The following is a 26,962-nucleotide window of genomic DNA, read 5'->3' as shown; positions in this document are numbered from 1 at the left end:
TCAGCGGGGTGCGCGGCTACCTTACTTGCAATCATGCTCTCGCTCTGGACGTATCAGCGAACAGCCGGTGACGTGCCGCGTTCTGAGACGGGAACAAGCAACCCTACTTGTCCAGGCGCGGAGAATTGTTACTGGGCACACGGGCTTCCGGGCTGCAATGACCCTGCATGCTGTGAACAGATTTGTTCAGTCGCGCCATTTTGTTGTTCAGATGGCTGGAGCACGGCCTGTTCTGACCTGGCGATCAACTTGTGCAAACGTCCTCCGTGCCAGACAGCGTGCGGCAAAGTTGGTATTGGCTGCATGGCGGGCACGGCGCAACATGCAAGTCGTCGACCGGTCGGGCGACTATTTTATTTTGACACTCCATTCTGCACGGCGTGGTTGATCGCAGCGCCGAACCTGGTGCTGACCGCAAGGCATTGCGTGGGGTCCGACATTAGCCAGATAAGGGTCGAATTCAATTACGAGTGCGCGGACTGCGACATTAGCTCTTTTCCTCGTCCAACCGAGCGTTACGCGGTCGTGGAAGTTGTCCGTGAGAGCGATGAATTAGATTATGCCCTGCTGCGACTCGAAGGCGATCCTGCCTCAAACTGGGGTGTCGCCCCGGTCTCCTACCAGTTGCCAATTGTCGGGACGCCGGTATATGAGATCCATCACGGCAACGGGTGGGTGAAGGGGTACGACGAGGGCATGATGACCTCGGTGGACATACCCGGGGCGTGCGGCGGCGGCTCAATTGCGATATCGATCGGGGTGGATGTGATCGCGACAGGCGGCGCATCGGGGGCGCCGATCTTCGACGCAGCAAATCACTGCGTGGTCGGGCTATGCCATTGCGGGCCCCCGTGCGAGCCGGGGCACGCAATACCCATGTCAGCGATCCTCACCGATCTAGCGCCGACGCTCCAAATGATTGGCGCGCAGACCGCGCCTTGTCATGGATGTGATATGGCGGGGGATCTCAATACGGACGGGGTGACGGACGGGCAAGATATCGCGACATTCGTTGTGGCAATCTTCGGTGAGGCCAGCGCGACCGAGATCTGTCGAGGAGATATGAACGGCGATTCGATGCTCACGCCGGATGACCTTGAGGGGTTTGCAGCACTACTCATTGGAATACCTTGGGCAGCGCGTTAAGAAATTACGTTGCGGCGAAGGCCCAGCGACTGGAACGACAACAAAGATCGAGACACAAGGTTCAAGGCAATCGAAAGCACTGCTTGCCGTCTCTCGGCAGCCGGATAGAAGGCTCTGGGCCATTTCGGCCGTGAGAATTGAAAAGTCGAAAACGGGCCGTGTTTAACTCTTAGTCAGAATCGGAGAAGAACAATGAGGACGCGAAGAACCGCGGCCGTACGGCTGCGCGTGCTCGGGTTTGTCGGCGTGGGGTTTCTTGTTGTCGGCGCTTCGGCGTACGGAATACGGCAGTGGCAGCGCGAGCGGCAGGTTGAAAGCGCCTTGACGGACGGTCTGGCCGCCTATGAAAAAGAGGACTGGGCGGAGGCGGGGCGGCTCCTGGGCCGGTATGTCGGGCGACGGATCGATGAATGCCAGGACCCGGAAGTGGCGGCCGTGTGCAAGAAGTTCGCGGAGGCACTGCTCTCGACGCAGCCGCTGGAGCTGAAGTATGTCCGGGCGGCGGTGTCGACCTATCGGCGGCTTTTGCGGGACGGGGGGTATGACCGGGCGATCTGCGATCGACTGGCGATGCTTTATCTGGCGACGGGGGACCCGGCGGAGCTGGAGTACGTTGCCAAGCTGGTTGCGGAACAGGAGCCTGGGGACGCACGGGCGGAGTTCTGGCTGGCGCAGGCGGCGGCGGGAAAGCAGGACGCAGCAAGGTCGACAAAACTCATCGAAAAGCTGCTGGCGCGGCTGGACGGCAAACCGGGCAACGACGAGGTCTATGTCGAGGCGTGCCTGACGGCGGCGACGCTGGCAGGTCCGGCGGCACTGGAGGAGGCACGGACGTGGATGGACCGGGCGTTGGCGCGAGAGCCGGGCGCGGCGAGCGCGCGCGTAGCACGGGCGCGGCTGCTTAGGCAGATGGCCGGTGCACAGCTTGGCGGGGAGCGGGATCGATTGCTGAGCGCGGCGGCGGCGGACCTTGCAGCAGCGGAGAAGGCGTCGGCAATGTCGATCCTGGCGCGGCTCGCGCTGTGTGACGAGTTGCGGGTGCACGGTGAACTGGATCGGACAAAGGCCCAGGTGGCAAAGCTGGCGGAGGTGTCCGAGGCGCAGGTGCGTGCGACGTATCTGGACGCGACGGACTGGCGGCTGGACCAATGGCTGCAGAAGATCCTACTGCTGGCGGCGGAGAATGACATCGGGGCGGCACTGGCGAAGGCGGAGCAGGCGTTGGTGGAGATCACGTCGCCGCAGCATCGGCGGACGCTGCTTCCGGTGGCCATGGAACTGGCGGCGGCGAATTCGAATGTGAAACTGGCGCGTGAGAAGCTGGAGGAATACCTTCCGCTGATCGGCGGCGGACGGTCGGAGGACGAGGCGCTGAAGGCGCAGGCCCGGGCGGTGGTGCTGATGGCCGAAGGCGACGCGTACGGGACGATAGAACTTCTGGAACCGCTGCAAGATATAAGCGTCTTCACATCACGGATGAGAGACCTTCTTGCCGGGGCGTACCAATCGACGGGGCAGCAGGGTCGGGTGGCGGCGCTTTATCGGTCGGCCTCGCCGGGGGAGTTGATGAATCGAAGCGCGGCCCTGGCCTCGGTGCAGGCGCTTCTGGCGGCGGGTCAGGTGGAGCGGGCGCGAGCTGCGATCGCGGACCTGGAGCGGCGAGATCCAGAGGACGTGTCGCTGAAAGTGCTGCGGATCGAGGCGGAGTTGGCGCTGGGGAGCACGGCGTCGGAGGAAGCAGCGAGCTCTGCGCGGAACTCGGCGATCGCCGTGCTTCGCGAACTGGCAGCGGCTCACCCCAGGGAATTGCGGGTGCAGACGCGGCTGGCGAGCCTGCTCGCGGCAAGTGGCCAGATGGAGTCCGCGGAGCAGATTCTCAAGGGCACGGTGGCAGCGCTACCTGACTCGGCGGAGGCCAAAATTGAGTTGGCCGGGTTTTACTTGCTTCGCGATCGGGGGGATGCCGCGGCGCAGGTGCTGGAAGATGCCCGCAAGGCGCACGCTGAAGCGGCTGATGTATGGCTGGCTTCGGCTGAGCTTCTGACACGAGAAGGAAAGCAGGCCGCGGCGAGGGCGCTCTTGGAAACTGCACTGGGCGCGGTCGCTGCAACTTCGCGGCCGATGATTACGCGGCGTTTGGGGGCGATGGAAGCGGCAGACTCCAAGACGCGGGAGGCGGGAATCAGGCGGCTAAGCAGGTTGGCGGAAAGCGACCCGAAAGACCTGGAGACGCGATCGCTGCTCTTGGGGATCGATGAGGTTCAGAAGGAGCGGGCGCTGGCGCAGCGGCTGGTCGACGAGATCAAAGCGGTGGAGGGAGAGCGCGGACTTCGCTGGCATCTGCACGCGGGGCAACTGGCGGCGAGGGAGATCGTCACGGCGGGTGGGGAGTCCGACGCGGCGGCCCGGGCTCAGGCTGAAACGATGCTTGGCTACTGCATCGAGGCGGACGCGACATGGCCGGCACCGGTCATGGTGCTGGGGGGGCTCTACGAGTACCTGAATGAGACCGAGGCGTCGGAGCGGCTGTATCGAAAATCGATGGAGGCGGCGCCGACGGAGGTAGTGGCCGATCGGCTGATCAGGCTTCTGGAGCGAGACCGGCGGTTCAAGGACGCCATTGATGTGATGGATCGCTATGCGACGGTTCTGGGGTCGTCGGCCTTCTCTTCGCGCCGACTCGCCCTCGCGGCGTCGACGAAGGACCTCGGACTGATCGAGTCGCAACTGGCATTGCAGGGGGCGTCGGGAACGATCGATCCCCGGGCAAGGGTACTCGCCGCAACAGTGCATTACGCGAGAACCCATGACGTGGGCGCGGCGGAGCGAGCACTGGGCGAGGCGAAAAAGGAAGGGGCAGACCCGGTGATGGTTGCGGCGGCGTGGGTTCGAATCCTGCGGAGCGCGAACCGGCTGGAAGATGCGCGGAAGGCGCTGGATGAATTGGTCGAGAATAAGGAGTCGTTTGACGCGCGTGTGCTGCGGGGCAGCTTTCTGGCGTCCATCGGAGACAAGAAGGCGGCCGAGCGCGACTACCTGGCCCTCAATGGACTGGCGACGGATGCGAGGGGCTTTGCCTACCTCGGACAGTTTTACGCGGACCAGGGCAGATTTTCGGAATCGATCGCGGCCTCCCAGGCAGGTCTTGAGAAGTTCCCCGACTCGGGTGACCTGAAGCGGGGCATGGCGAAAGCACTGGTGGTGCGGCGCGCGCCGGGCGATCTGGAGCAGGCAGCGAGAGTGATCGACAGCATAAGCACCAGTGAGCGAGACACCGGCATTTTGTTCGTAGAGGCGGTGATCGCGGAATTGACGGGCGGACCAGAGGCGGGACGCAGAGTGAGCGCGATCTTGGAGGCAGCGGCGAAGGACCCGCAGGGGACGGTGGACACTTATTCCGGACTGATCGGACTGGCGCTTCGGTCGGGAAATAAATCGATCGCGGAGCGACTGCTCAACGCGGCGATGCGGGAACACGGAGCAAACGAACCGTTGCTGCTGACGGCAGAGGCGATGCTGCTGATGTTCCGGGGCGAGGCGGCAGCCGCCTTGGCGCCGCTGCGAAAGGCGGCAGGGCAGGATGTGACGATTGCGGACATTTACGAACTCGCGCTGGTCATCGCGCCCATGGTCGGAGACCCAGCGTTTCTGGGGGAGTTCGCGACGTACGCGGATCAGGCAATCCAAGCGGCGCCGACATCGACGCGGCTTCGGCTGGCGTGGGCGAGGATCCTGCAACGGCTAGGGCGATCGACCGAAGCAGCGTCGGGACTGTCAGCCTACCTGGAGGGCGTCAAGGACAAAGAGCAGGACCCCGGACTGCTGCTGACGCTGGCGAACCTGCGGTGCGACGCCAGGCAGTACGACGAGGCGGAGAAGGCGCTTTCGCTGGTGGAGCAGGGACACAGCGAGGACCTCGGCGTCAAGGTGGCGCGACTGGACCTGGTCGGAGCGCAGGGACGGCATGACGAGGTGGCGGCGCTGGCGCGGGCAATGATCGAGGCCGACAAGGTCGGCGAGAACGAGCGGCAGATGTTTGTCATGCACGCGGCGCAGTACCTGGTCTCGGCGGGCGACGGCGCCACGATGGAAGAGGCGGCAAAGCTGCACGAGGCGCTGATCGCGAAGCAGCCCAAGGCGGTGCCGTCGCGACTGGCGCTGGCGCTGATCCACGCGCACGCGGGGCGAACGGAGGAAATGGTGAAGCTGTACCGCGAGGTGCTGGCGATCGACCCGGATCGAGACGAGGCGCTGAACAACCTGGCCTGGATCCTGCTGCAGGACTACAAGGACCCGAAGGAGGCGGAGGCACTGGCGGTGCGTGCAGTGGCGCAGAGTCCCAAGGACCCGACCTATCGGGACACGCTGGGCGAAGTGCTTTTGGCGCAGGGGAATCGGCCGACCGAGGCGCGGGCGCAGTTCGCGGAGGCGGCGAACCTGTGGCCGGCGACATCGCCGGAAAAGGCGCGAGCGCTACTCAAGTTGGCGAAGGTGTGCAAGGAGCTTGGCTCGAAGGAGGAGGCGATCGGACACCTGGAGACAGCCAAGCGGATCGATTCGGCGCTACGGTTGGCTTCGGTGGGGACGCCGCTGAATCAGAAAGAGCTGGAAGAGGTGGATGAAATGACGCGAGAGTTGACGAGCGGGTCGCATTAGTCCGTGGGGATATCGCAAATGAATCGCAGAATCATTTTGGCGCTGTTGATCGCTCAGATGCTGACCGGCGGTGGACGCGTGGTTGGTGGGGAATGCCAGTTGCCGTCGAGCACACGGCTGGCGGCCGGTGATGGGGCGACGGACGACTGGCTGGGCTGGTCGGTGGCGGTCGGCGGCGACACACTGGTCACCGGGGCCATTGGTGACGAGCCGGCGGGGGTCTTGTCCGGGTCGGCGTATGTCTTTTCGCGGGGAAAAGGCGGCTGGACACAGACGGCCAAGATCTCGCCGGGCGACGGCGCGGCGGGCGACTTCTTCGGGTACAGCGTAGCGATCAGCGGTGAGACGATTGTCGTTGGCGCACCCTTCGACGATGACGGGGGAACGGACCGCGGTTCTGCTTATGTATACGTCCTCGACAACGGAGTATGGATTGAGCAGTTGAAGTTGCACCCGGCGGATGGGGCGGCGTTCGACAGCTTCGGCATTTCGGTGGCGGTGGACGGCGACAGCGCGCTGATCGGGGCGCGGAATCACGGGGGCATGGCGGCCAGCGCGGGGGCAGGGTACGTGTTTGTTCGAAATGGTACGTCGTGGGCGCAGCAGGGAAAGCTGACGGCCTCGGACGCCGGCGCGGATGATCAACTGGGCTGGTCGTGCTCACTCTCGGGAGATACGGCGGTATTAGGGGCGCCGTTTGAAACCGAAATCGACGAAAACGCAGGAGCAGCTTACGTCTTTACACGAGCGGGAAATGTCTGGAGCGAACAGGCCAAGCTGACGGCGGATGACGCGGCGGCGGGAGACTTATTCGGGCATTCGGTGGGGATCAGCGGGGACACGATCATCGCTGGGGCGAAGGAGCATGACGCCGGCGGGGAAAATACCGGCGCGGCCTACATCTTTGTGCGGAGCGCGGGAGTATGGCTCCAGCAGGCAAAGCTTACGGCGTTAGATGCTGTGGCCGGGGACGAATTCGGCTACGCCGTGGGGGTGAGCGCAGAGCATGCGATTGTCGGGGCGTATCTCGACGACACTCCCGAAGTAAACGGAGGTTCGGCGTGCGTCTTTCGCCGGTTGGGAAGCAAGTGGACCCAAACGGAACAACTCACGCCGACGACGCCCGCGAGCGAGATGCTGTTTGGAGCTTCGGTAGCGATCAGCGGGCTGACTTGCGCCGTAGGGGCGTATCTCGACAGCCCCAATGGGCAGACGTCCGCGGGTACGGCGTATGCGATCGAGCAGGGGAGCGAGGATACCGACGCAGACGGCTGGGGCGACCCCTGCGACAACTGCGTAGCGATCGCCAACCCCGACCAGGCCGACTGCGACGGCGATTTCACGGGCGACGTCTGCGAAATCGCACTTTGCGCGAATGACTGGAAGTGCCGGGATTGTGATACGGACAGCGTGCCGGACGGATGCCAGGCGCTGATCGGCATCCCAACGTTCGCGACGGTGCTCCTTGGAACAAATCTGAATCCGGTCGATCGTTGCAAGTCGGACTTCACCTATGACGGGCTGATCGACGGCCGGGACGTGCAGGGGTACACGGCAGCGCTGATGGGAAACTGACGACGGCGGGAGCCGTCATACCCAATCGACGGAGCGACTGCGGGCGGTCTGCAGGCGGATGAGTTGGCCGACGGCAAGGGTAAGTGAGCGGACAAGCGCGGTGGCGAAGGGGAGGGCGATCAGCACGAAAGCAATCTGGGCGCGCGGGAAGAGGCTGCGCTGAATGATGAGGGCGACCGCCGACATGGTGAGGCCAACGATGAGCATCGACGAAAGAGTTCGCCGGATGCGCCAGGAGTGCGAGCGGCGGGCGGGCCGGTACCAGCCGACGACGGAGAGAACGATAGGCCAGACGACGACGACAGCGGCAAGCATCCGGAGGTGGATGCCCAGGGTGCTGCCGTAGCCTTCGACCTGCTCGGGCCAGGCGGTGTGCATGTAAAAGGCGCAGCGGGCATAGTCGGCGGCGAGGTAGGCAAGGATGATGGCGGCAACATCCATGGCGATCATTCCGGCGCGGCCGGGCATCCAGCCGGCGTATCGGTCGGCGTGGTGATCAGAGCGGGGGGGAAGAAACTGCTCGCCTATGAAGACGATAAGGACGAAGATGGACGAGATCAGCAGGAAGACGGCGTACACGACGAACAAGGCGACGGACTTGACGAAATCGGCGACTTGTCGGGTCATGGAGCGCTCCTGAGCCACGGGGTCACCGGTGAACCAGTTGAACGGGCGGCCGGACGGTCGGCGGGGTTTTACCGCGGATCTGCTTGCGGATGAATCGCGGGGCGGTGAAGCGGCGGACGGCGAGCGTCACCAGTGGAAGCAAGACGGCCACGAAGACAATTTGGGCGCGAGGGTAGACGTCGCGCTCATAAAGGAGCGAGGCGGCGCCGATAAACATGGCGGCAAGAAACGTGGCGAAGAGCATTCGAGACAGGATCCACGAGCGGGGCATTTCAATGGGGCGGTACCAACGGTGCCACGCCAGCAGCACCGGCCAGGCGACGGCCAGGAGGGCGGCAACGGTGAGGTGCATGGTGAACATACTGCCCTGGCCTTCGACGTGTTCGGGCCACGCGGTGCGCATGTAGAGGAAACTGCGGAGGACATCGGCGGCTAAATAGACGACAAACGCCGCTACACCGTCGCAAAGGACGGCAAGCAGAACGGTACGCGATGTTTTCGCAGGCTGCGGCATGGCCCTTGTACCCGAGAGGACAACTCGCTGGCTGCACTGATACTTGGGATTTTACGACTCCCGCACATGATTTACAAGCAGTGCACCCGGTTCTAGGCACGACCTAAGCTGCCGTCATGGAGCGGTAACTGTTATTCGGAACCTGGCAAGGTGCTGGGAAGCACCACGGGCAGTGGTTGGCTTGTGTTGCCGATGCTCTTATCCACCCCAATCAGTGCAGATGTAGCTGCCGATGAGGGCCCGACTCCAAGTGCAGGAACGCCTGGGACCAACTGTCCCGCCGAGGGAGATTGTTTTCTCGGTCGTGTGGCGCCGGGATGTGAGGACCCAGTCTGCTGCGCAGCCGTGCGCCGGCTCGCGCCGTACTGTTGCGTGGACTTCTGGAATGATTCATGCGCCTTTCTCACCCGGGTCATCTGCGAACGGCCGCCATGTGGCCCTTCATGCGGATAGCTCGATCCGGCGTGCTTGGCCGGAACGGCGGCTCACGCCAATCCGAGGGCGGTCGGGCGTCTGGTTCGCGGAAGCACCGATGTCTGCACCGCATGGCTCATTGCATCCCCAAACATCGCGCTGACCTGATCCGCCGCGGTGGCTTCGACGGCGACAAGACAATCGGGCTCGTCGATCTGACGGCCTTTATCGAAGCGCTACTACTGGCGACGCCTTGAATACTCACGAAGCTGGATCGTCCTAAGTCGCCGGGTGAGGTCCGACGCGCTCGTCACTTCAGGATGATGCCTTTGATGCTCTCTTTCAATCGGATAGGCCGGACATTAGTCTGAATGGCCTCCCCTTAGTTCTTTAAGCACGCCTAGTTTCTCACTCACATCTTCCGCGAACGGGTCGAGTTCATGGACCCGCTCGAGTTCGCGGATCGCATCTCCAAACTCACCCTTGATTTCATGGATTCGAGCGAGCCCGCGGCGCGCGCCGAGCTGGCCAGGATTAATGCGGACGGCCTCGCGAAAATGCGAGAGAGCCTCATCGAGGCGGCCCCGGGATTCGAGGAGGAGGGCGAATTGTTCGTGGAATAGGGGGTCGGCGGGGCGAAGGGCGAGGGCCTTCTCGAGGTGGACGGTTGCGGCGTCAGGATCGTCGCGGCGGGCCAGGAGCATTCCCAGGGCGGCGTGGGCGTCGGCGTTCGTTGGGTTCAGCGCGAGGCTCTTTGCGAGGTGCACCTTCGCATCGTCATCGCGGCCGGCAAGAGAAAGGGCGGCGGCCAACTGACAGTGGAAGACATCCGAGTCCGGGTTGATAGCGACGGCCCGGCGAAGCGAATCGGCGGCAGTGTAAGCGTCACCCCGACGGCACTGCAGCTCCCCGAGCCAGGCCAGGGTCTCAGCGCTGGACGGATCGAGATCGATGGCCTCCATGGCGCGGGCGATCGCTTGATCAGGCCGGCCGAGCCAGTCGAGCATCCGGGAAAGGGTCCGCAGCTCACCGGCATGACGCCTGGGATCGATGGCGGCGTTGACGGACTGCTCGGCCCGGGGAAGGACAGACGTGCGCCAATCGACGGGCAGAGCGACGATTGATTCCTCGGTGAGTACGCGGGCGATTTCGATGGCGAGAAGGCGATTGGCCTTCAGGTTGGGGTGGACGTGATCGACGAAGAAATCGGCCCCTGGAAGACCGTGTGGTGACGACTCGCGGAGGAGATTGTCAAAGTCAACGAGTGGAACACTTCGCTCGGCGGCGACGGTGCGGACGATCTGCTGGATCTTGGAGGAGGCGCGGAGGGGACAGATGTCTTCGTCGCGGGCGGCGACGTAGCGAGCCAGCGCCTCTGCGTAGAGCCCCTTTTTTGTGAGAGTCCGGGCAAGCTGAAAGAGGGTGTCGGCGTGGCGTGGGTCGAGCGACTCGGCGTTGCGAAGTAGTTCTAGCGCCTCGTCATAATTGCCGAGCCGCATCGCGGTGACGCCTCGCGCGTAAGCGTCCTTCCAGCGGGCCAAATTCTCCGGCGAAATGCGGGGATCGTTTTCGCTCTTGAAGGGGGCGAAGTCGCGAAGGTTGGACGCTGGAACCACGAAAACGATCCGAGCAGAAACTGATTCAGCCATATCGACGAAACGGTTCAAGGTGAATTGGAAGTGGGCGAGGACGCCAGCGGCGTTCGCGTCGTCGCGGTGATAGGCCGAAGGACCAACCACATTGATGGGGATGCCTTCGACATCGTCGGCAAGCACGTTCTGGGCCCCGGAAGCCGGTTTGAGCCGGGCGACGAGCTGGTCCGCGGCGGCGCCGATGTGGGTTCTACGGAGAGCGGCTGCAAGGTCTCTGAGAATCGGCGGAACGTTGAGAATGTCGGAGTACGTTCGCCGTTCGAGGAACTCGTTGTGGCCGACGTAGATGATAAAAAGATCGGGAGAATAGACGCACAATTCGCTCATGACATTGGCGACGCGGTAGCTGCCATAGCTGATGCCGCCGGCATTGATCACTTCATAAACTGTCGAAGAGCTCGCGGCGGCAAGAATCGATCTGAGCCAGCCGGAGAAAGATGAATCGTCGAAGAACGGACGACCGTAGGTGGTCGAGCCGCCCAGGGAGATGATCCGGAAGGCGTTTGCGGGTTTGTCGGCGGGAAAGCGCTGGATATTGAAGTGCTTGAGGCGAGCGGGGGCGGTCTCAATGAACCGATGGCCCAATGGATCAGCGACAGGGATGAAGTGCGGGCTGGTGGCGCTGAAGCCGACGAAGGGATCGCGATCGGCGGCGTCAGGCGTGAAACCACAAAGGGCGAGGACGCCCTCGAGCAAGGCGAGAAAGATCGCAAGCACAGTGAGACCGAGGCCCGCCTTTTTCCAGATGGGAAGCCGCCGGGCCGGCGCGGGCGAGGATTCGGGGATTGCGGGCGATGGAGCCATGCCACGACATCGGTGCGGAAATAGCCAAGTTTCCGGCAGGAGCAAGCCGCCTGCCTCGACCGAAGATCATTCTAACGTAAATGCGTGCGCAGAAATATGAGCTGCTGAATGTCAATACCTTCTAAGTACTCAATGAGGTGAAGACCCCCTTTGGGCGATGGCGCGTCCATTACCAATCGGTTCGGCCGCACAGCGCCTAGGGATATCTGGCCCCGAGGGAATTGAAAGGTCTCACTTTGAGTGAAACATTTCGCCGAGTACCAACTTGCCTTTCAATAACTAAAAAGACACGTTCCAGGTCCAAATTATGGGGGTTTCTCTTCTTGGTTCGATTCCACCCTATGCGATTGATGCTTCTCGGCTACAATCCCCGGCCCGAGCATCGTTGGCCGGCTCCTCGGAATCGCATAAGTGACGCGACGCCGTCGGGAAACTGAGATTTTCATGGCCGATCGCGCAGCCGCTCGCCTGGGGAATGGATGAAACATGTCTGATGATTGCGACGCGCAGATTGGATTACATCCTTCCAGGATTGCGCATAGCCCTCTGAAGTTCGGCCCGCGTAGCGAGTTTCAACCAGAATTGAAGCGACGCGTCGACCGCTACTTCGAAAAGACAGGGCTCAACCGACGAGACTGTCCGCGAATGTACCTGAAGACGGCTGCGATCCTTGCCTGGCTCGCGCTGTCGTTCGGCCTGCTGCTCTTTGCCCATTTCACGTGGTGGCTCGCCGTTCCCTTGGCGGTGTCCCTGGGACTGGCCGTCGCCGCGGTCGGCTTCAGTATTCAGCACGACGGCAATCACGGCGCCTATTCGGAGCACCGATGGATCAACAAACTGGCGTCCATGACATTGGACATGCTGGGCGGCAGTTCATACGTCTGGGCGCGAAAGCACAACACGATTCACCACAGCTACACAAACGTCGCGGGACACGACGATGACATCGACGTCGGCCTGCTCGGGCGTTTGTCACCTCACCAGAGGCGATTGAAGCTGCACCGCGTGCAGCACTTTTATCTCTGGGCGCTCTATGGGTTTTTGCCGGTCAAGTGGCACCTTTATGATGATTTCCGCGACGTCATCGTCGGGCGAATCGGCAGCTACCGCTTTCCAAGGCCGCGCAATTGGGACCTGGTGACCTTCCTCGGAGGCAAGACCCTCTTCTTCTCACTTGCGTTCGGTGTGCCCATGCTGCTGCATCCGTGGTGGTGCGTTCTGGCGATCTACGGCATTGCCTCATGGGTGCAGGGCGTGACCCTGAGCGTCGTCTTTCAGATGGCACACTGCGTCGAGGAAGCCGCCTTTCCACAGCCGTGTCCCGACACCGGGCGAATCGAGTCCAATTGGGCCGTGCACCAGATCGCGACGACCGTGGATTTTGCGCCGCGCAATCGGCCGCTCGCATGGCTCGTCGGCGGGCTGAATTATCAGATCGAGCACCACCTCTTTCCTCAGATATGCCACATCCACTATCCGGCGCTGGCTAAGGTTGTCGAGGAGCTGTGCGCTGAGTTCGGGCTGACCTATAAGTCAAACAGGACTTTTCGCGCCGGCGTGGCCTCGCACTTTCGCTGGCTCAGGCGCATGGGGATGCCAAATGTCGAGTTTGCCCCCGTCCTCGTGGCCCGGGCGTAAATCCTCACCCATGACCATGTCTTGGAATTTGCCCGATTGAGAAGACTAGCGGCGGCCGGACTTGAACCGGCGACCCAGGGCTTATGAATCCCTTGCTCTACCAACTGAGCTACGCCGCTGTGGGGGTTCCTAACGCACCATTTTTATAGGGGTTACGTCGGCCAAGGTCAAGCCCGACGGGCCGCTGGCGTAGGGCTCTCAAGTCATGCATACTGGGCGCAGATGACGACGCCTTAACGCGGCGCTGGTTCGTTTGTCTCGTCATCGAGTTTGCAAGGCGAAAAGAGGACGGAGCGGAGGTTGTGGCCATGACTGTAGGCGAATCGATATGAAATTGCTTGTCGTCGGCGGTGGGGGTCGTGAGCACGCCCTCTGTTGGAAACTCTCGAAGTCGCCACGGCGACCACAGCTCTTCTGCGCACCCGGCAACGCGGGGACCGAATCGCTGGCGACAAATGTGCCCATTCCCGCCGACGATATTGCCGGCCTTCTCGCCTTTGCCAGGAAGAATTCTATCGACCTGACCATCGTTGGACCGGAGGAGCCGCTTTGCGCGGGCATCGTCGACAAATTCCAGGCGGCAGGGCTTCGCATCTTCGGCCCCACAGCGAGTGCGGCGAGACTCGAAGGCGACAAGTCCTTCGCGAAACAACTCATGCGCGAGTCAGGCATCCCCACCGCCGAGGCGCGCATTTTCGGCCCGACCTCACAGGAACTCGCTCAGGCCCGCCAGGCCGGAAAAAGCTCCGACGAACCCATCGGCGATTGGTTCCAGCGCGGCATCGACATGGCCCGTACCTACGTCGAGACGCGAGACGAAGGCATCGTCGTCAAGGCGAGCGGCCTGGCCAAGGGCAAAGGCGTTTTTGTTCATCATGATCCCAAGGAAGCCATGGAGACGCTCGACCGGCTGATGGTGCGCCGCGAGTTGGGCGAGGCCGGCGATCGGATCGTCATCGAGGAATTGCTAAAAGGGCCGGAAGTCAGCGTGTTGGCCCTCGTCGACGGCAGCAACATCTACATGCTCGAATCCGCTTCGGATCATAAGCGTCTCGGCGAGAGCGACACCGGCCCCAACACCGGCGGCATGGGCGCGTTCAGTCCCTCCACCCACCTGACGGAGTCGGACTTGTCCCTCATCGAGCGCGACATCATGGTGCCGATTGTCGATGCCATGCGACGAAACGACATCGAATACCGCGGCGTACTCTACGCCGGCATCATCATGACCGCCGGCGGCCCCAAGGTGCTGGAGTTCAACTGCCGACTGGGTGACCCTGAAACCCAGCCCATCTTGATGCGGTTGGAGAGCGATCTATTGGAGGCCATCGAGGCGACCGTGGATGGCCGGCTCGATCAGATCGAGCTCCGTTGGAATCGTCGTGCCGCCGTGTGCGTGGTGATGGCGGCGGGTGGATATCCCGGCACCTATGAAAAAGGCGATGCCATTTCCGGGATCAAGGAAGCTGCGGCGCTCTCTGATGTGCAGGTCTTTCACAGCGGGACGACACACTTGGAGGGCGAGGTCGTGACATCCGGAGGCCGTGTCCTCGGTGTGACGGCATTGGGCGACACAATCAACCTCGCACGGGCAAAGGCGTATGCCGCGACCAATCTGATTCAATTCAAGGGTGCTCACTTTCGGGGTGACATCGCCATGCAGGCGTCCAGCAGATGAGTTCACGAGTAGTGGGTTAGAAAGTAGCGCGAAGGGAGTCGCGGATGTCCGGCGAGTTTCACGGCAAGCGTGCGATCGTCATGGGGCTGGGCCGATTCGGCGGCGGCATCGGCGTCACGCGCTGGCTCTGCGAGCAGGGCGCGAAAGTGCTCGTGACCGACATGGCCTCTGAAGACAAGCTCGCCGAAAGCCTCCAGTTGCTCGACGGTCTCGAATTCACGCGCCGCCTCGGCGGCCACGACCTGGCTGACCTGGACCACTGCGACCTGCTCGTCGTCAGTCCGGCCGTCGACAAGAAAAAGTCAGCCTTCTTTCAGTCGGCGATCGACCGCGGCATTCCGTGGACGAGCGAGATGAACCTGTTCCTCGAGCGTTGTCGCGGCACGCTCGTGGGAATCACCGGCACCGTCGGCAAGAGCACGACCACGGCCATGATCGGCACGATCCTCGACTCGGCGGCTCGCTCCTCCGACTGGGGCAACGGGAAAGTATGGCTCGGGGGAAACATCGGAAAGTCGCTGCTCGATGACCTGCCGAACATCGCCGCGAATGACGTCGTCGTGCTCGAGCTCTCCAGCTTTCAGTTGGAGGACGCCGTTGGGATTCGTCGCAGCCCGCACATCGCCGTCATCACCAATCTTCGCGACAATCACCTCGATCGGCACGGCACCATGGCTGAGTATGCGGAGGCGAAGTCTAATATCTTCCGCCATCAGAAACCGTCCGACCATCTGCTCATGCCGCTGGACGAAGACCTGTCGGCGTTTCCCGGCCAGTGGCGAACTCGGGAGAATCTGCGTTGGTACGGGGTGAATCGAGAACTGCGGGCGATGCGATTCTCTCGTTCCGCCGACTCGCATGGCGAACTGCATGAACTCGCCGCGAAGTTGACTGTGCCCGGCCTGCACAATCTGATGAACGCGGCCGCCGCGGTCTCCGTCGCGCGGCTGCTTGGTGTCAGCGACGATATATCGTGCCAGGCCCTTTCCGAGTTCGGCGGACTCCCGCATCGCTTGGAGTTTGTCGGCGAATTCGCGGGGATCAAATACTACAACGACTCCAAGGCCACGACCCCTGAGGCGGCCATGACTTCACTTGCGGCGTTTGAATCCCCGGTCATTCTCGTGGTCGGCGGCTCGGACAAGGGAAGTCCCTTCGATGAACTGGCCCGCGCCGTGGCCCATCGCGCGAAGGCCGCCATCTGCATCGGGCAGACCGGCCCCCGGCTGGCCGACGAAATCGAGCGATGCAAATCCGCCGGAGCCGGCGCTGTCGTCGAGCGCGCGTCCGACTTTCCATCGGCGCTTGTGCTGGCCCGAAGCCATGCCCGCGGCGGAGATGTCATCCTGCTGTCACCCGGCTGCGCCAGCTACGACTGGTTCAAGAACTATGAGGACCGTGGCGAGCAGTTTCGCCGGCTGGCTGGACAGTAATCGTCGCACATCGTTGAGGGGGCTTCGGCGAGTCTGCCGGTTCATATGCGGCGGATGACCTCCTCGTCGCGGAAGCGGACTTTCGGCTGCTTTGCGTACTTGTCGTCGGCTGCGCGGTAGCCGGCGGCGCAGGCCACGATGGTGGAGTAGCCCTCCTTCGGCAGTCCCAGCAGCTCGTCGTATTTCGCCGGCTCGATGCCCTCCATGGGGCAGGTGTCCACGCCGATCATAGCCGCGGCGGTCATGAAGTTGCCGAGGGCGATGTAGGTCTGCAAGGCGGCCCAGTGCTTGACGTTGAAGTTCGCGGCCGGGGTCACCAGTGTGCCGATCATCACCTTGCGATAGCCGGCGAGCGTCTCGACGCCGACGCCGCGCAGCTCGGCCGTGCGCTCCAACAGACGATCGATATCCGCCTCGGTCATCGTTTCGCGCGCCGCGAACACGACAAAGTGCGAGCAGTCGGCGGGCTGGGTCTGCTTCCAACTCAGGGGCACGAGCTTCTCCCGGGTAGCCTGATCGACCACGACGACAAACCGCCACGGCTGGAGGCCGAAGGACGACGGTGTGAGGACGAGGGCCTTTTCCAGGGCCGCCCAGGTGTCGGCGGGAATCTTTTTCGTCGGGTCGAATCGCTTGACGGCGTATCGCCAACTGAGCTGCTGAACGAGAGCCTGGGGGGTTGCCGGTTGCACGCGATGGACCTCCGTGGGTTGAGAGTTTTCCCGCCATCGGGGCGGGAAGAGGGGCATGATAGCACGCTGATGGGGCCGCCGAAACCGGGATGGCGAAGGCCATGAGAAGGGGCCGAGGGGCGGAGGGGCCAAGGGGCCAAGGGGCCGAGGGTAATGACGAGAGCATTGCACGCGCGCAACTCTTGCAAAATCGAAGGTGACAATAGGCGAAAAAAAAGGGGCCGAGGGATCGAGGGGCAGAGGGGTCCAGGGTGAAGACCAGCGCGCTGATCGCGCGCAAGTCCTGCAAAGTCGAAGGTGACATACGGTGACACACGCGATTTTTTTCGGTTGCAACTCTTGTGGCGGTCATGTGTTGGGGTGGTGCGACTTTTAGGTGGTTTTTTGGAAAGTGCGCGTGAGAATCGGAATCTGCATTTCGTGGATTTGTTATCTGCGTGCCGAGCATGCCGGTATCGCCTCCCGCATGTCTACACTTGCTCGCCGTGCGCGCCGTTTGATTTCATTCGAGAGCGACTGAGCCGACTGCAACCCCGGCCCGCAGGGCCAACGATGGTTGCCAGTGGCTTCGAGCCACTGGGTAGCGGGCATCCAACTCCTCTTCTTTTTCTTCACCGCCCGCAAGGGCGGACGCGGGCTGGTCATCCAAGGTCGTCCGTCCTCCGGACGGGGATTCGTTTGGGGGCTTATTGGTCCAGTGATTGAAATCACTGGCAACCATCGTACGCCCTGCCGGGCGAGGGCTTGGCGTCGGTTGAAGACGACGGCCGGTGGGCGGTATAATGGGGGGCGAGGGGGCAGGAGTGCCGCCGGGCCGCCCGTACGAGGGGATCACCGTGAAAGAGTTGAATGGAGCACCTTCGAGAATCCGAAGGGACCTGTTTTGTGTGACGACGGCGCTGGTGGCGCTCGCGTCAACGGCTGGCATCGCCTCGGCCGCTACGACACCGAGCTTCATGGGCCTCGGCACAACCTCGACCTGCCGCTTTCCCACCGTCGCCTTCGGCGTCTCCTCCAACGGCTCCACCGTCGTCGGCCGCTGCCAAAACAACACCGGCAACGGCCAATTCATCGCGTTTCGTTGGACGGAGGATACCGGTCTAGTCACGCTTGGTGATTTTGATGGCGGCGGTTTTGACAGTTCGGCAATCGCGACTTCAGCAGACGGCTCTGTTGTGGTAGGGCGTGGAACCTCTACGCTTTCAAATGGAAATGCTGAGGCGTTTCGTTGGACAGAGTCCACGGGCCTTGTGAGCTTGGGGGATCTTCCCGGTGGTAACTATTTCAGCAGCGCAACAAACGTTTCTGCCGATGGTTCCGTCGTTGTTGGATTTAGTGTCTCTGACCTACCGAACAGTGAAGCATTCAGGTGGACCGCGCAAGGTGGGATGATGGGGCTTGGCATTTCCCGTTCTCAGGCTATCGATTTATCCGCAGATGGTGAGGTGATTGCAGGGCATTCTGGGAGCCTTCGTCGCCCGTTTCGGTGGACAAACGCTACAGGCGCTGTGTCTTTGGGGCTGCCTTCCAATGGGTCCAATGCAGCATTCGTTGAAGACCTCTCGGCTGACGGTTCTAAGATTGTTGGGTTTTCTCGGAAGCCGACCGGCGAAGACCAAGCCTTTGTTTGGCGTGATGGCTTCGGGTACCAAGACCTCGGAATCCTGCCTGGAGATTTCGCAAGTATTGCAAGAGAGGTTAGCGATGTTGGGACCCGCATCGTCGGAGCAAGCCAAGGATCAGGACCACAAAAAGCCGTAATCTGGGATGGGGCAAACGGACTCCGGAACTTGAGAGAGTGGCTGGTTAGTGACTTTGGCCTAAATCTCACCGGCTGGCTGCTCACGGATGCCTTTGCCATTTCCTCCGACGGCAACACCATCGTAGGAGTAGGCATCAACCCCCAAGGCGAACAAGAGGCCTTCCGCGCCGTCATCCCCGAGCCAGCCACCGCCTTCCTAACTCTCGCAGCAATTGCAATGCTCCGCCCACGCCGTCGTTCACGCCCGCCCCGACTCTAATGGGCTGCGCTCCCAATTGAACCTACGAATTCCGCATATAAAGGTCGAATACACGGATTTCACCGAGAAAAGGTTCTACTGGCGTCCCAGTGTCTTCAGTTGGATTCAATCGAGTAAGCACCTTGCACCTGGCCAGCCATCTTTGATTTTTCAAACATCTACCCGCGCACATTGACCGGGGGTCAAGTATGAAGCGGGATGCGTTCGTCCGTCCTCCGGACGGGGATTCGTTTGGGGACGCATGGGTCCAGTGATTGAAATCACTGGCAACCATCGTGCGCCCTGCCGGGCGAAAGGACCCGTCGTCGGCGTAGCCGTTGGGCATCGCGGTCGTCGGTGCGGCCGTTGGCAATCGCGCGGGTATCGGTCTATCATGGCCTCCTCTATTAACCAGGAGCACACCGAGCATGGCTTGGCAGGCAATCGATCGAACGATACCGGTCATAGATGAGAAAGCCCCGCCCGTTCTGAGCGAGGCGGTCCGCGAGAAGATTCGCGGTTTCTTCCCGCGATACGAGACCAAGCGGGCAGCCCTTCTTCCGGCGCTGCACATCGTGCAGGAGACGCTCGGCCACGTCGGCTATCAGGCGATGAAGGAAATCGCCGAGGTGCTGGAGATCCCGCCGAGCCAGGTCATGGACACGATGAGTTTCTACACGCACTTCTGGGATCATCCCAAGGGCGTAAAGGTCGTCGTCGCCTGTCGCAGCCTCAGTTGCAATCTGCTCGGCAGCGATGCGGTCCTTCAGGCGGTCAAGGACGAGCTGGGCATCGAGGAACATCACACAACGCCCGACGGTACTTACAGTTTGCTCACGGAAGAGTGTCTCGCGGCCTGCGATCATGGGCCCTGTCTGCTCATCAACGAAAAGCTGCATAAGTGCGTCAAGCCGGAGCAGGTCGCCAAGCTCTTAAAGGATGCGAAGAACGACCAGATCGCCTTCCCGCGGAGCGAGCTTTTCTCGAAGCCTCCCGCGAAGGCGGCCGACCCGGACGACCTGCCGAAGACGTCGGACGTCAAGGAAATGCAGGACGCCTGATTCGCATCTGATTTTTCGGAAGCGACCTTATGCCCGAGACTCCCGAGCTTTCCGGTGGTGGATCGGCCTCCCGCGAATCCACCGCTGCGGTCGTGGGCTGCTTTCTGCTCCTGCTCGTCGCTTTGCATCTCGTCGGCTCGCCGCTTGTTGAGTTATCGCGATGGACCGCTGCGGCAGACTCCAACTCCGCCGTGGCCGAGGCCGTCGCCTGGCACGATGGCCGACTTACGCTGCCGACCCGCCTGCACGATACGGCGCTCTTCGAGGGGCGCATCTACAACGTCTTCCCGCCGCTCTTCACGCTTCTGTCCTATGCGGCGCTTGGGCTGGGTAAGTCGCTCGGCACGGCGGCGGGCCAGATCTACACGCCGTGGTATGTCATGCTGGTGGCACTGCCGCTGCCCTTCGCCGGCTACTGGGCCTTCAGGAAGGCGGGGGCGCGCGCTGCGTGGGCGGCGTGCTTCACCTTCTTCTGGATCGTCGGCACGCCGATTCTCCCGTGCCTCGTCTCGGCCCGAAATGGCGGGATCAGCCAGATCAATCATCTGCTCTCGCAAACCGGCATCATGCTGATCGCCGGTTCGATGATCGCGGGCAGGCGGCAATGGCCGGCATGGGTCGGGCTGGTCATCGCGGCGTGGTCGCGCCCGTTGGCGATTTTTTATGCGCTGGGCCTGGCGATGTCATACCGGCGGCACCCGTCCGCCTCCGGCAGGGGACGCTACATTGGCCTGGCCCTCGCCGTCGCAGTCTCGCTGGCCTTGCCGATGGGGCTGAGCTGGGCCAAGTTCGGCACGCCGCTCGACAGCGGCTACAAGTATCTCTACGAAGGTCGCGTCGATGAACTGGCCCGTGCCGGACAGCGCGCCCTGTTCAGCACCGAATTCCTCCCGCGCAACGCGTGGTACATGAACTGCGAAACTCCCTCGTGGCAGCTCGGCGGCTTCGGCCTGCGGCCCGACGTCAGTCCGCACGGGGCGAGCATCTGGATGACCATGCCCCTGCTGGTGTTCATCTTGATTGATGCCCGGCGGTGGTGGGCGATCCCCTCGCAGCGGGCGATCGTGCTCTCGACGCTGCCGATCATTGCGGGCCTGCTCATGTTTCACGGCACCGGCTACATCCAGCCCGGCTATTACCGATTCGCGCTCGATTTCATCCCGGCGTGGCTGGTGGTGATCGCGAGCCGATGCGAGGAGGGCGCGCGTCGCAAGGGCGTGACAATCGCGGCGATGGCGTGGTCGGCGCTTTACTTTAACATCGTCACCGGCATGTACGCCGCCTGAAATTTCGTCGTCGCACCGGCAAGGCTCCATGACGCACGCACACTCATCACCGACCGACCCGGCCTCGCCGCCCATCGCAAACGGCGATCGCGCGTCGCGGTGGCGGACGATCGCCTGTTTCGTGCTCATGCTCGTGGCGATCCAACTGGTGATGGGCCCCAAGATTCGCCTGTCGCAGTGGAACGTTCGCGCCGATGAAAACGCCGGCGTGCTCGAAGGTGTCGCCTGGCTTGATGGGCGGCTCGACCTGCCGAACCAGGGCGCCGACCCTTCGCACACGCGCATGCACGATACGGCCTATTACGACGGGAAGGTGTTCAACGTCTTTCCGCCGCTGGTCGGCTTCCTCACGGTCATCCTCTCGCCGCTTCACCGCCTCATGCTCGACGGCGCCGACGTCTGGCTGCAGACACCGATGGTGCTGCTCTTCTTCTGGCCGGTGCCGATCGTCGGATTTCTCGTCTTTCTAAAACAGACCGGCGACCCCGCGTGGGCCGCGCTGCTCACCGTTGGCTGGATGGGCGGAACGGCGCTGTTGCCCGAGCTCGCCGACGCGGGCTGCGGCCAACTGGCCCAGATGAACCACGTCGCATCGCAGGTCGGCCTGCTGATCTTCGCCGCCGATCTTCTCGGCAAACAGCGCATCTGGCCCGCGCTACTCGGTTTAGCGATCTCCGTGTGGACTCGGCAGATGACCTGTCTCTATGCGCTGCCGCTGCTCATTGTCGCGGCAAAGCAGCGCCGAATCGCGATGTGCCTCATCGGCCTCGCCGTCATCGCCGCGCCGCTGCTGACGCTCAATCAGTTGAAGTTCGGCAGCCCGCTGGACTTCGGCTATCGCCATATCTACGTCAATCGCGATTCGGAGGAGCTGGCCGAGCGGTGCAGGGAGCATGGCGTCTTCTCGCCGCACTTCTTGCCCGACAACTTCTATTACATGCACTTGGCCCCGCCGAGGATTGACGAGGTCTCGACGACGCGCGTTCACATCGTCGCCCCGCATCAGCACGGCGTGAGCATCTGGCTGACGACGCCGCTGCTGCTGCTCTTTTTGATCGACGCGAGGAAGTGGTATCGCGATGCGCGGCGGCGGTTGCTGGCGCTGGGCACGCTGCCGGTGATGGTGGGACTGCTTTGTTACCACGGGACCGGCTTTATCCAGCCGGGGTGGAACCGATTTGCCCTGGATTTTCTGCCGATCTGGCTGGCGATCATCGCGCCGTATTCGCGCGGCGGCTGGCGCGGCTGGTTCACGATCGGTTGCATCGCGTGGAGCCTGCTCTACTTTCAGACGCTGGTCCCCAACCTCGCGATGACCGGCGGCGGGCCATAATCATGCCGTCCCGCATTCCGCTTAAGGAATCGCGGCGCCGACGAACCCCGCGATGTCCAGCCCGTCGTAGCTCTGGTCATCGTTGAGATCCGCCTGATCGATGCCGCAGCCGATGGGCGGGACGTAGCTGATCGGGTCCAGCAGGGCATCCACGAAGAGCGGCAGGTCGTTATCCACGTCGACATCGCCGTCGCAGTTCATGTCGCCCGGAGACGTCGGCGCATTGATGAGGAAGCGCAGCGTGTCGGGCAGTCGAAGTGCCCAATAGAACTCGTTATGCGAGTGGCCCGAGGCCTCGATGGAAAGCAGGTCGTCGCCCAAGACAAATCCCTGTCCGATCGCGATGTCTCGCATCGCTCGAAGATTGCTGATGCCGGATTCAGACGTGCCCATGTCCTGATAGAAGTGGGTCAGCGTCGCCGGCGGCGGGTTGGCCGCGGCATAGTTGAGCATCGCCTGATTCGCCCACCAATAGGAGGGTGACACGCCCGCGATGCGTCCCCACACGTTGCCGTACGCGTAACCCGCATACACTGTGACCAGTCCTCCCAGCGACGAGCCCGCCATGTAAGTGTTCGCCGGCCCGGTGCGCGTGCGGTAGCGATTGTTCACCTCGGGGATGAGCACGTCGCGTATCGCGTGAAGATAGGTATTGGCGCCGCCGCCCGCGCAGGGGTTGCCAGCGGGAATGGCGGGCCACGGCGTATATTCGGTGCACCTTGCGGCGTTGTTCTCGATGCCGACGACGATGATCGGCTCGATCTCGCCGTTGCCGATGAGCATCTCGCAGGTCTCGTCCACTTTCCATTCGCCGGCGAAGCTGGTGTTCTGATCGAAGAGGTTCTGCCCGTCGTGCATGTACAGCACGGGGTAAGACTTCGTGCTCTCGAAGTAGCCCGGCGGCAGATAGACCCAGCAGCGCCGGCCAGCGAGGAACGGGGCGTACGTAAACGACTCCACATGCCCGACGATCGTGGGTTGCGGATCGGCCCAGTTCGCGACGACGAGGTTGAGCGTCTGCACGCCCAGCGGCGTATGCGTGCGATTGGCGATCTCCTCGCCGTTGGGTCCTTTCTCGACGGTCCCCCAGCTTCCGCGCGTGAACTTGTATTGAATCTGCACGCTGTCCGGCAGGCTGAGCGTGATCTCCCATCGCCCGTCGGGAAGCTCGGTCAGCGCATGAGCCGGGCCACCGGGATTCCACCCCTGAAAGTTCCCGGCGATATAGACCGTGTCGCTCTCCGGAGTCCATGCCGGGACCGTGACGCGGAAGGTGACGGTCGCGCCGATGGCGGCAGCGACATTGAAGAACGACGCCGCGAGACACACGGCGACCAGGGGGAGGTATGAAAGTTTACGCACAGTTTCACTCCGGGAGCATTTCGTGGACGGACAACCAAGCCGATTCTAGCACAAAGCGATCGTCGGTTGCACGTCATGGTGCCGCCTGATCCGCGCCTCGGGACGGGGTCAGGGCTTTGGACAGGAAATAGCGATCGTGCCCGGTGGGGTAATCGGGCAGAACGCCGAAGACGCGGTAACCGTTTTGCTCGTAGATGGGGCGGGCCTGGAAGCTGAAGGTAGCGACCCAGGAAGAGTAGAATATCCCTAATTCCCCCTATGAGAGTGGCAGGCCGCAGTGCACGCACTTACGGGCGAATCCGTTGGACCGGAGAATTCCCTTCATAAAGAATTGATTGCGGCAACGTGGACACCTGCTCCACGAAAACTTGACGCCATAAGCGAAGGCCCCGCCGAAGCCAGCGAGCAAGAGCACCGCCATGACCCACTGAAGATTCGTTCGGCTCAGGCCGGAAGCGATTTCAGTCAAGAAGGCCGCGAGCGGAGTCACGAAAAGGAGCAAGAAACTGCGGCGTCGATCACGGCGAATTATTGCCAATTCGGCGGAATAAGTCTCGAACTCTGTTGGCATGATTATCGCTTAGTCCACAATCGCGATGTTGGAATCGCGGTGCCACACTCTGGACAAATGCCAGACGTATTTCCTCGCAAATCGTAGCTGCACCGCCGACATCGCGCTTGGGGCAAACGCCGATTCGCCCATACCTTTGCAAGGACGACTCCAACGATACCAATAGCTCCCATACATAATGTTGGAATCGTCACGGAATTTTGGTTTAAGCTCTTCGACACAGAGATCCCAACGTCTAGCGTGTTTTGAATGGCGAGCTCAAGGCCGAGTGCTTCTTGCGAACAATAAACCCCTCTTGGATAAGGATTGACGGCACTTGATGCCCAGATGTCGACCGAAAGCAAACCGTTGAAAGCAAGAATCGTTAATTGCCCGACACAGATTGCCAAGTATCTCTGCGAGCTGGCTGCCCAGAGAAGAATGACAGCGGCCACTTGAAGCCAGCTTAGGCGGGCAAGTAATCTTGGGCCCAGGAGTCGGGGGGTCTCTTCGCTTCTCGGGCTGCAATTCGCGTTATTCACGACGTGCTCGTTCACGAGCATGGCCGCCTAAAGTCGCGGCCATGCCACCCGGTGACCCTCGACCATGCGCCGTGCCTTTCCGTAGCATATCCCGCGCATGGGCGAGCTTTCGCCTGAGCGGAGAATCGACCAGCCCGGCAACCCGCCTCGATTACGGGCTCAACTCAATTGCATCGACGCCTTCGGCGAAGAAGGATCGGCAACATCAACATCATAGCCGGTTGAATTCCCACGCCGCAAGCGCCGCACGGAAGGGGTTGTGCTGCCGCTCCGCCGCACGGGTCGCCCATGTTGTTGCTGTCGACGACACCGCAGCCGCAGACGCCGGGCGCGCTTTTGCCCGGGTCGTTCGGGCAGCCGTCGCACACATCGCCGACTCCGTCGGCGTCGGTATCCGCCTGGTCTGCGTTGGATGCGTTGGGACAGTTGTCGAACGCGTCACAGATTCCGTCGTTGTCGCTGTCGAAATCCGCGCAGTCCGTCAGCACGCCCTGAAAGGTCCCGCCGAGTGTCTCGCAGTCAGTCTGAGTGCGCAGGTCGCACGGCGCATCCGGCCGGCAGCAGGCGCCGATCTCGCAGATCACGTTGGTGGTCACGGGCGCGGATGTGTTGTTGGCCGGGTTCGGCTCCGGCGCCGGCGTGCTGACCTCTGCGGAATTGTTGATTGACGGCGCACACGCTGCACCAAGCGTTGCGCTGATGCCCACGATCGCCGATGCATCTGCGTCGATTGTTCCCAGCTCGACCGTTACGACATTCCCCGCGCCGACCGTACAGGTTCCCTGGCTGGAGAAGCACGAGACCTCCGTGAGACAGTCAGGCAGGTCATCGACCAGCATAACCTCGCCGGCGGCCCCCGGCCCGGCCTGCCGAACGATGAGCAGATAAATGACGCTGTCGCCGCAGACGCCGTCCGCGGGGCCAATTTTTTCCACCGTCAGATCGCCGCACCCGACCAGCGTGCCAAGTGTGGAGACGTTGTTACCCGGGTTGGGGTCATTCGTGGTGGTGGTGGCGCTGACGACATTCTCATACGACGGCGTGCAGCCGACCGAAACGGTCACGTTGAAGACCAGGCTGGCGCTGGCCCCCGTGTTGATCGTGCCGAAGTTCGTCGTGATGACGCCGGCGCCTTGACTCGCGCTGCCCTGAGTAATGCTGACAAAACCAGCGAAGGCGACACAATCCGGCAGATCGTTCGTCATGACGACTGTGGACGCATTGTCCGGACCGTTGTTTGTGGCCGTCAGCGTATACTGGACGGTATCGCCGCAGACCACGTCGGCCGGATCGATGGTCTGACTCGGGAAGATGTCGGCGGACTGCGCCCGAACGCCTGATGCTGCCGACAATACGAAGACCGCAATGGCCGCCGCACAGGATGGGCCCCGCAGGACTGAAAAAGGTCTCTCGAACAAATGTGAGGCGTCAATGCGCTGCATGCGGTTCTCCTGTGCTGGCGTCCGATCCGTCAGGTGTTCCCGATACGGGCGGTCATTCTTGACCATCATCGATGGCAACGGGCGCCCCTGTAAGGCCACTGTTTTTTTCTCCGAGATTTCCCAGGTGGCCTTTGGCCGTCTACGCCGATGCGCGACATTCCACCATCATACCGCCTGACCCTCCGGGTTATGAACAACGTTCATCCGATTTTCAAAGTTATCGGTACCGCTCGAAATTGGCTGGGGGTATCCGGGACATGCTACTGGCGGCATTGCGGACATGCCACTTTTTGAAGGCCTCTCCCATGCTCAGTGCAATCGTGCGATCAGCCTCGTCCAACACTTCACGCCAATCATGTCTCACGATGAATCAAACAATTCAAGCTCCCACCCAAGGCGCGCACACGGAGCAAGCATTCACGAATGGAGTTCAATCCCCTTATGCCTCGCGAGGGAGCGCGCGATGTCCACTTCCAAGCCCTCGCCCCCTTCGTCCCTTAAACCCTTAGCTCCTCCCGGTGTCAGGCCGTTTTCACCCAAAAACCGCCGGATTTTCG

The 26,962-nt window shown here is 62.1% G+C and carries 16 protein-coding genes and 1 tRNA gene; 10 read left to right on the top strand and 7 right to left on the bottom strand.

Annotation, left to right across the window (positions count from 1 at the left end):
- Positions 1-303: 303 nt before the first annotated feature.
- The 3 genes from HS101_19425 to HS101_19415 all read left to right on the top strand — a co-directional run bounded on the left by HS101_19425 (position 304) and on the right by HS101_19415 (position 7,377).
- Positions 304-1,146 (top strand): trypsin-like peptidase domain-containing protein, encoded by an 843-nt coding sequence (locus HS101_19425; GenBank protein ID MBE7508434.1) that lies wholly within the window; start codon positions 304-306, stop codon positions 1,144-1,146.
- 192 nt (positions 1,147-1,338) lie between these two features.
- The gene (locus HS101_19420) at positions 1,339-5,802 is read left to right on the top strand and encodes a tetratricopeptide repeat protein (GenBank protein ID MBE7508433.1); all 4,464 of its coding nucleotides are present in this window, start codon (positions 1,339-1,341) and stop codon (positions 5,800-5,802) included.
- 18 nt (positions 5,803-5,820) lie between these two features.
- Entirely contained in the window at positions 5,821-7,377 is a 1,557-nt protein-coding gene (locus HS101_19415; GenBank protein ID MBE7508432.1) for an FG-GAP repeat protein, read from the top strand.
- A gap of 15 nt (positions 7,378-7,392) precedes the next feature.
- Here the strand turns inward: HS101_19415 and HS101_19410 are convergent, their stop codons facing one another.
- From HS101_19410 to HS101_19400, 3 genes are all read right to left on the bottom strand, one after another.
- Entirely contained in the window at positions 7,393-8,004 is a 612-nt protein-coding gene (locus HS101_19410; protein ID MBE7508431.1) for a hypothetical protein, read from the bottom strand.
- A 22-nt stretch (positions 8,005-8,026) separates the two neighbouring features.
- Positions 8,027-8,518, bottom strand: coding sequence for a hypothetical protein (locus tag HS101_19405; GenBank protein ID MBE7508430.1), 492 nt, complete (start codon positions 8,516-8,518; stop codon positions 8,027-8,029).
- A gap of 776 nt (positions 8,519-9,294) precedes the next feature.
- Positions 9,295-11,388 (bottom strand): tetratricopeptide repeat protein, encoded by a 2,094-nt coding sequence (locus HS101_19400; GenBank protein ID MBE7508429.1) that lies wholly within the window; start codon positions 11,386-11,388, stop codon positions 9,295-9,297.
- A gap of 645 nt (positions 11,389-12,033) precedes the next feature.
- Between HS101_19400 and HS101_19395 the strand changes: the two genes are divergently transcribed.
- Positions 12,034-13,026: an acyl-CoA desaturase gene (locus HS101_19395; GenBank protein ID MBE7508428.1), complete on the top strand. Its 993-nt coding sequence runs from the start codon at positions 12,034-12,036 to the stop codon at positions 13,024-13,026.
- A 46-nt stretch (positions 13,027-13,072) separates the two neighbouring features.
- Here HS101_19395 and HS101_19390 read toward each other — a convergent pair.
- Positions 13,073-13,145, bottom strand: a tRNA-Met gene (locus tag HS101_19390).
- A 209-nt stretch (positions 13,146-13,354) separates the two neighbouring features.
- Here HS101_19390 and purD point away from each other — a divergent pair.
- Positions 13,355-14,704, top strand: coding sequence for a phosphoribosylamine--glycine ligase (gene purD / locus HS101_19385; GenBank protein MBE7508427.1), 1,350 nt, complete (start codon positions 13,355-13,357; stop codon positions 14,702-14,704).
- A gap of 44 nt (positions 14,705-14,748) precedes the next feature.
- Positions 14,749-16,137: a UDP-N-acetylmuramoyl-L-alanine--D-glutamate ligase gene (gene murD, locus HS101_19380; GenBank protein MBE7508426.1), complete on the top strand. Its 1,389-nt coding sequence runs from the start codon at positions 14,749-14,751 to the stop codon at positions 16,135-16,137.
- A gap of 41 nt (positions 16,138-16,178) precedes the next feature.
- Here the strand turns inward: murD and HS101_19375 are convergent, their stop codons facing one another.
- Positions 16,179-16,886 (bottom strand): NAD(P)H-dependent oxidoreductase, encoded by a 708-nt coding sequence (locus HS101_19375; GenBank protein ID MBE7508425.1) that lies wholly within the window; start codon positions 16,884-16,886, stop codon positions 16,179-16,181.
- Positions 16,887-17,665: 779 nt separating this feature from the next.
- On the opposite strand from HS101_19375, the gene HS101_19370 reads away from it, so the two are divergent.
- The 4 genes from HS101_19370 to HS101_19355 all read left to right on the top strand — a co-directional run bounded on the left by HS101_19370 (position 17,666) and on the right by HS101_19355 (position 22,509).
- Positions 17,666-18,850 carry a PEP-CTERM sorting domain-containing protein gene (locus tag HS101_19370; GenBank protein MBE7508424.1) on the top strand — a complete coding sequence of 395 codons (1,185 nt, stop codon included), beginning with the start codon at positions 17,666-17,668 and terminating at the stop codon, positions 18,848-18,850.
- A 407-nt stretch (positions 18,851-19,257) separates the two neighbouring features.
- Positions 19,258-19,890, top strand: coding sequence for an NAD(P)H-dependent oxidoreductase subunit E (locus HS101_19365; protein ID MBE7508423.1), 633 nt, complete (start codon positions 19,258-19,260; stop codon positions 19,888-19,890).
- Between the two features lie 29 nt (positions 19,891-19,919).
- A complete protein-coding gene (locus HS101_19360) occupies positions 19,920-21,176 on the top strand; it encodes a hypothetical protein (protein ID MBE7508422.1) in 1,257 nt (418 codons plus the stop codon).
- Positions 21,177-21,204: 28 nt separating this feature from the next.
- On the top strand, positions 21,205-22,509 hold the full coding sequence (locus HS101_19355; protein ID MBE7508421.1) for a hypothetical protein: 1,305 nt from the start codon (positions 21,205-21,207) through the stop codon (positions 22,507-22,509).
- Positions 22,510-22,530: 21 nt separating this feature from the next.
- Here the strand turns inward: HS101_19355 and HS101_19350 are convergent, their stop codons facing one another.
- Entirely contained in the window at positions 22,531-23,871 is a 1,341-nt protein-coding gene (locus tag HS101_19350; protein ID MBE7508420.1) for a phosphonate ABC transporter ATP-binding protein, read from the bottom strand.
- A gap of 1,256 nt (positions 23,872-25,127) precedes the next feature.
- Positions 25,128-26,405 carry a DUF11 domain-containing protein gene (locus tag HS101_19345; GenBank protein MBE7508419.1) on the bottom strand — a complete coding sequence of 426 codons (1,278 nt, stop codon included), beginning with the start codon at positions 26,403-26,405 and terminating at the stop codon, positions 25,128-25,130.
- Between the last annotated feature and the right edge of the window lie 557 nt (positions 26,406-26,962).

It is taken from the genome of Planctomycetia bacterium (genome assembly GCA_015075745.1).
In the GTDB taxonomy this organism is placed as follows: domain Bacteria; phylum Planctomycetota; class Phycisphaerae; order UBA1845; family UTPLA1; genus UTPLA1.
The sequence above is the reverse complement of the archived record's forward strand: the minus strand, read 5'-3'. Positions and strand labels throughout refer to the sequence as shown.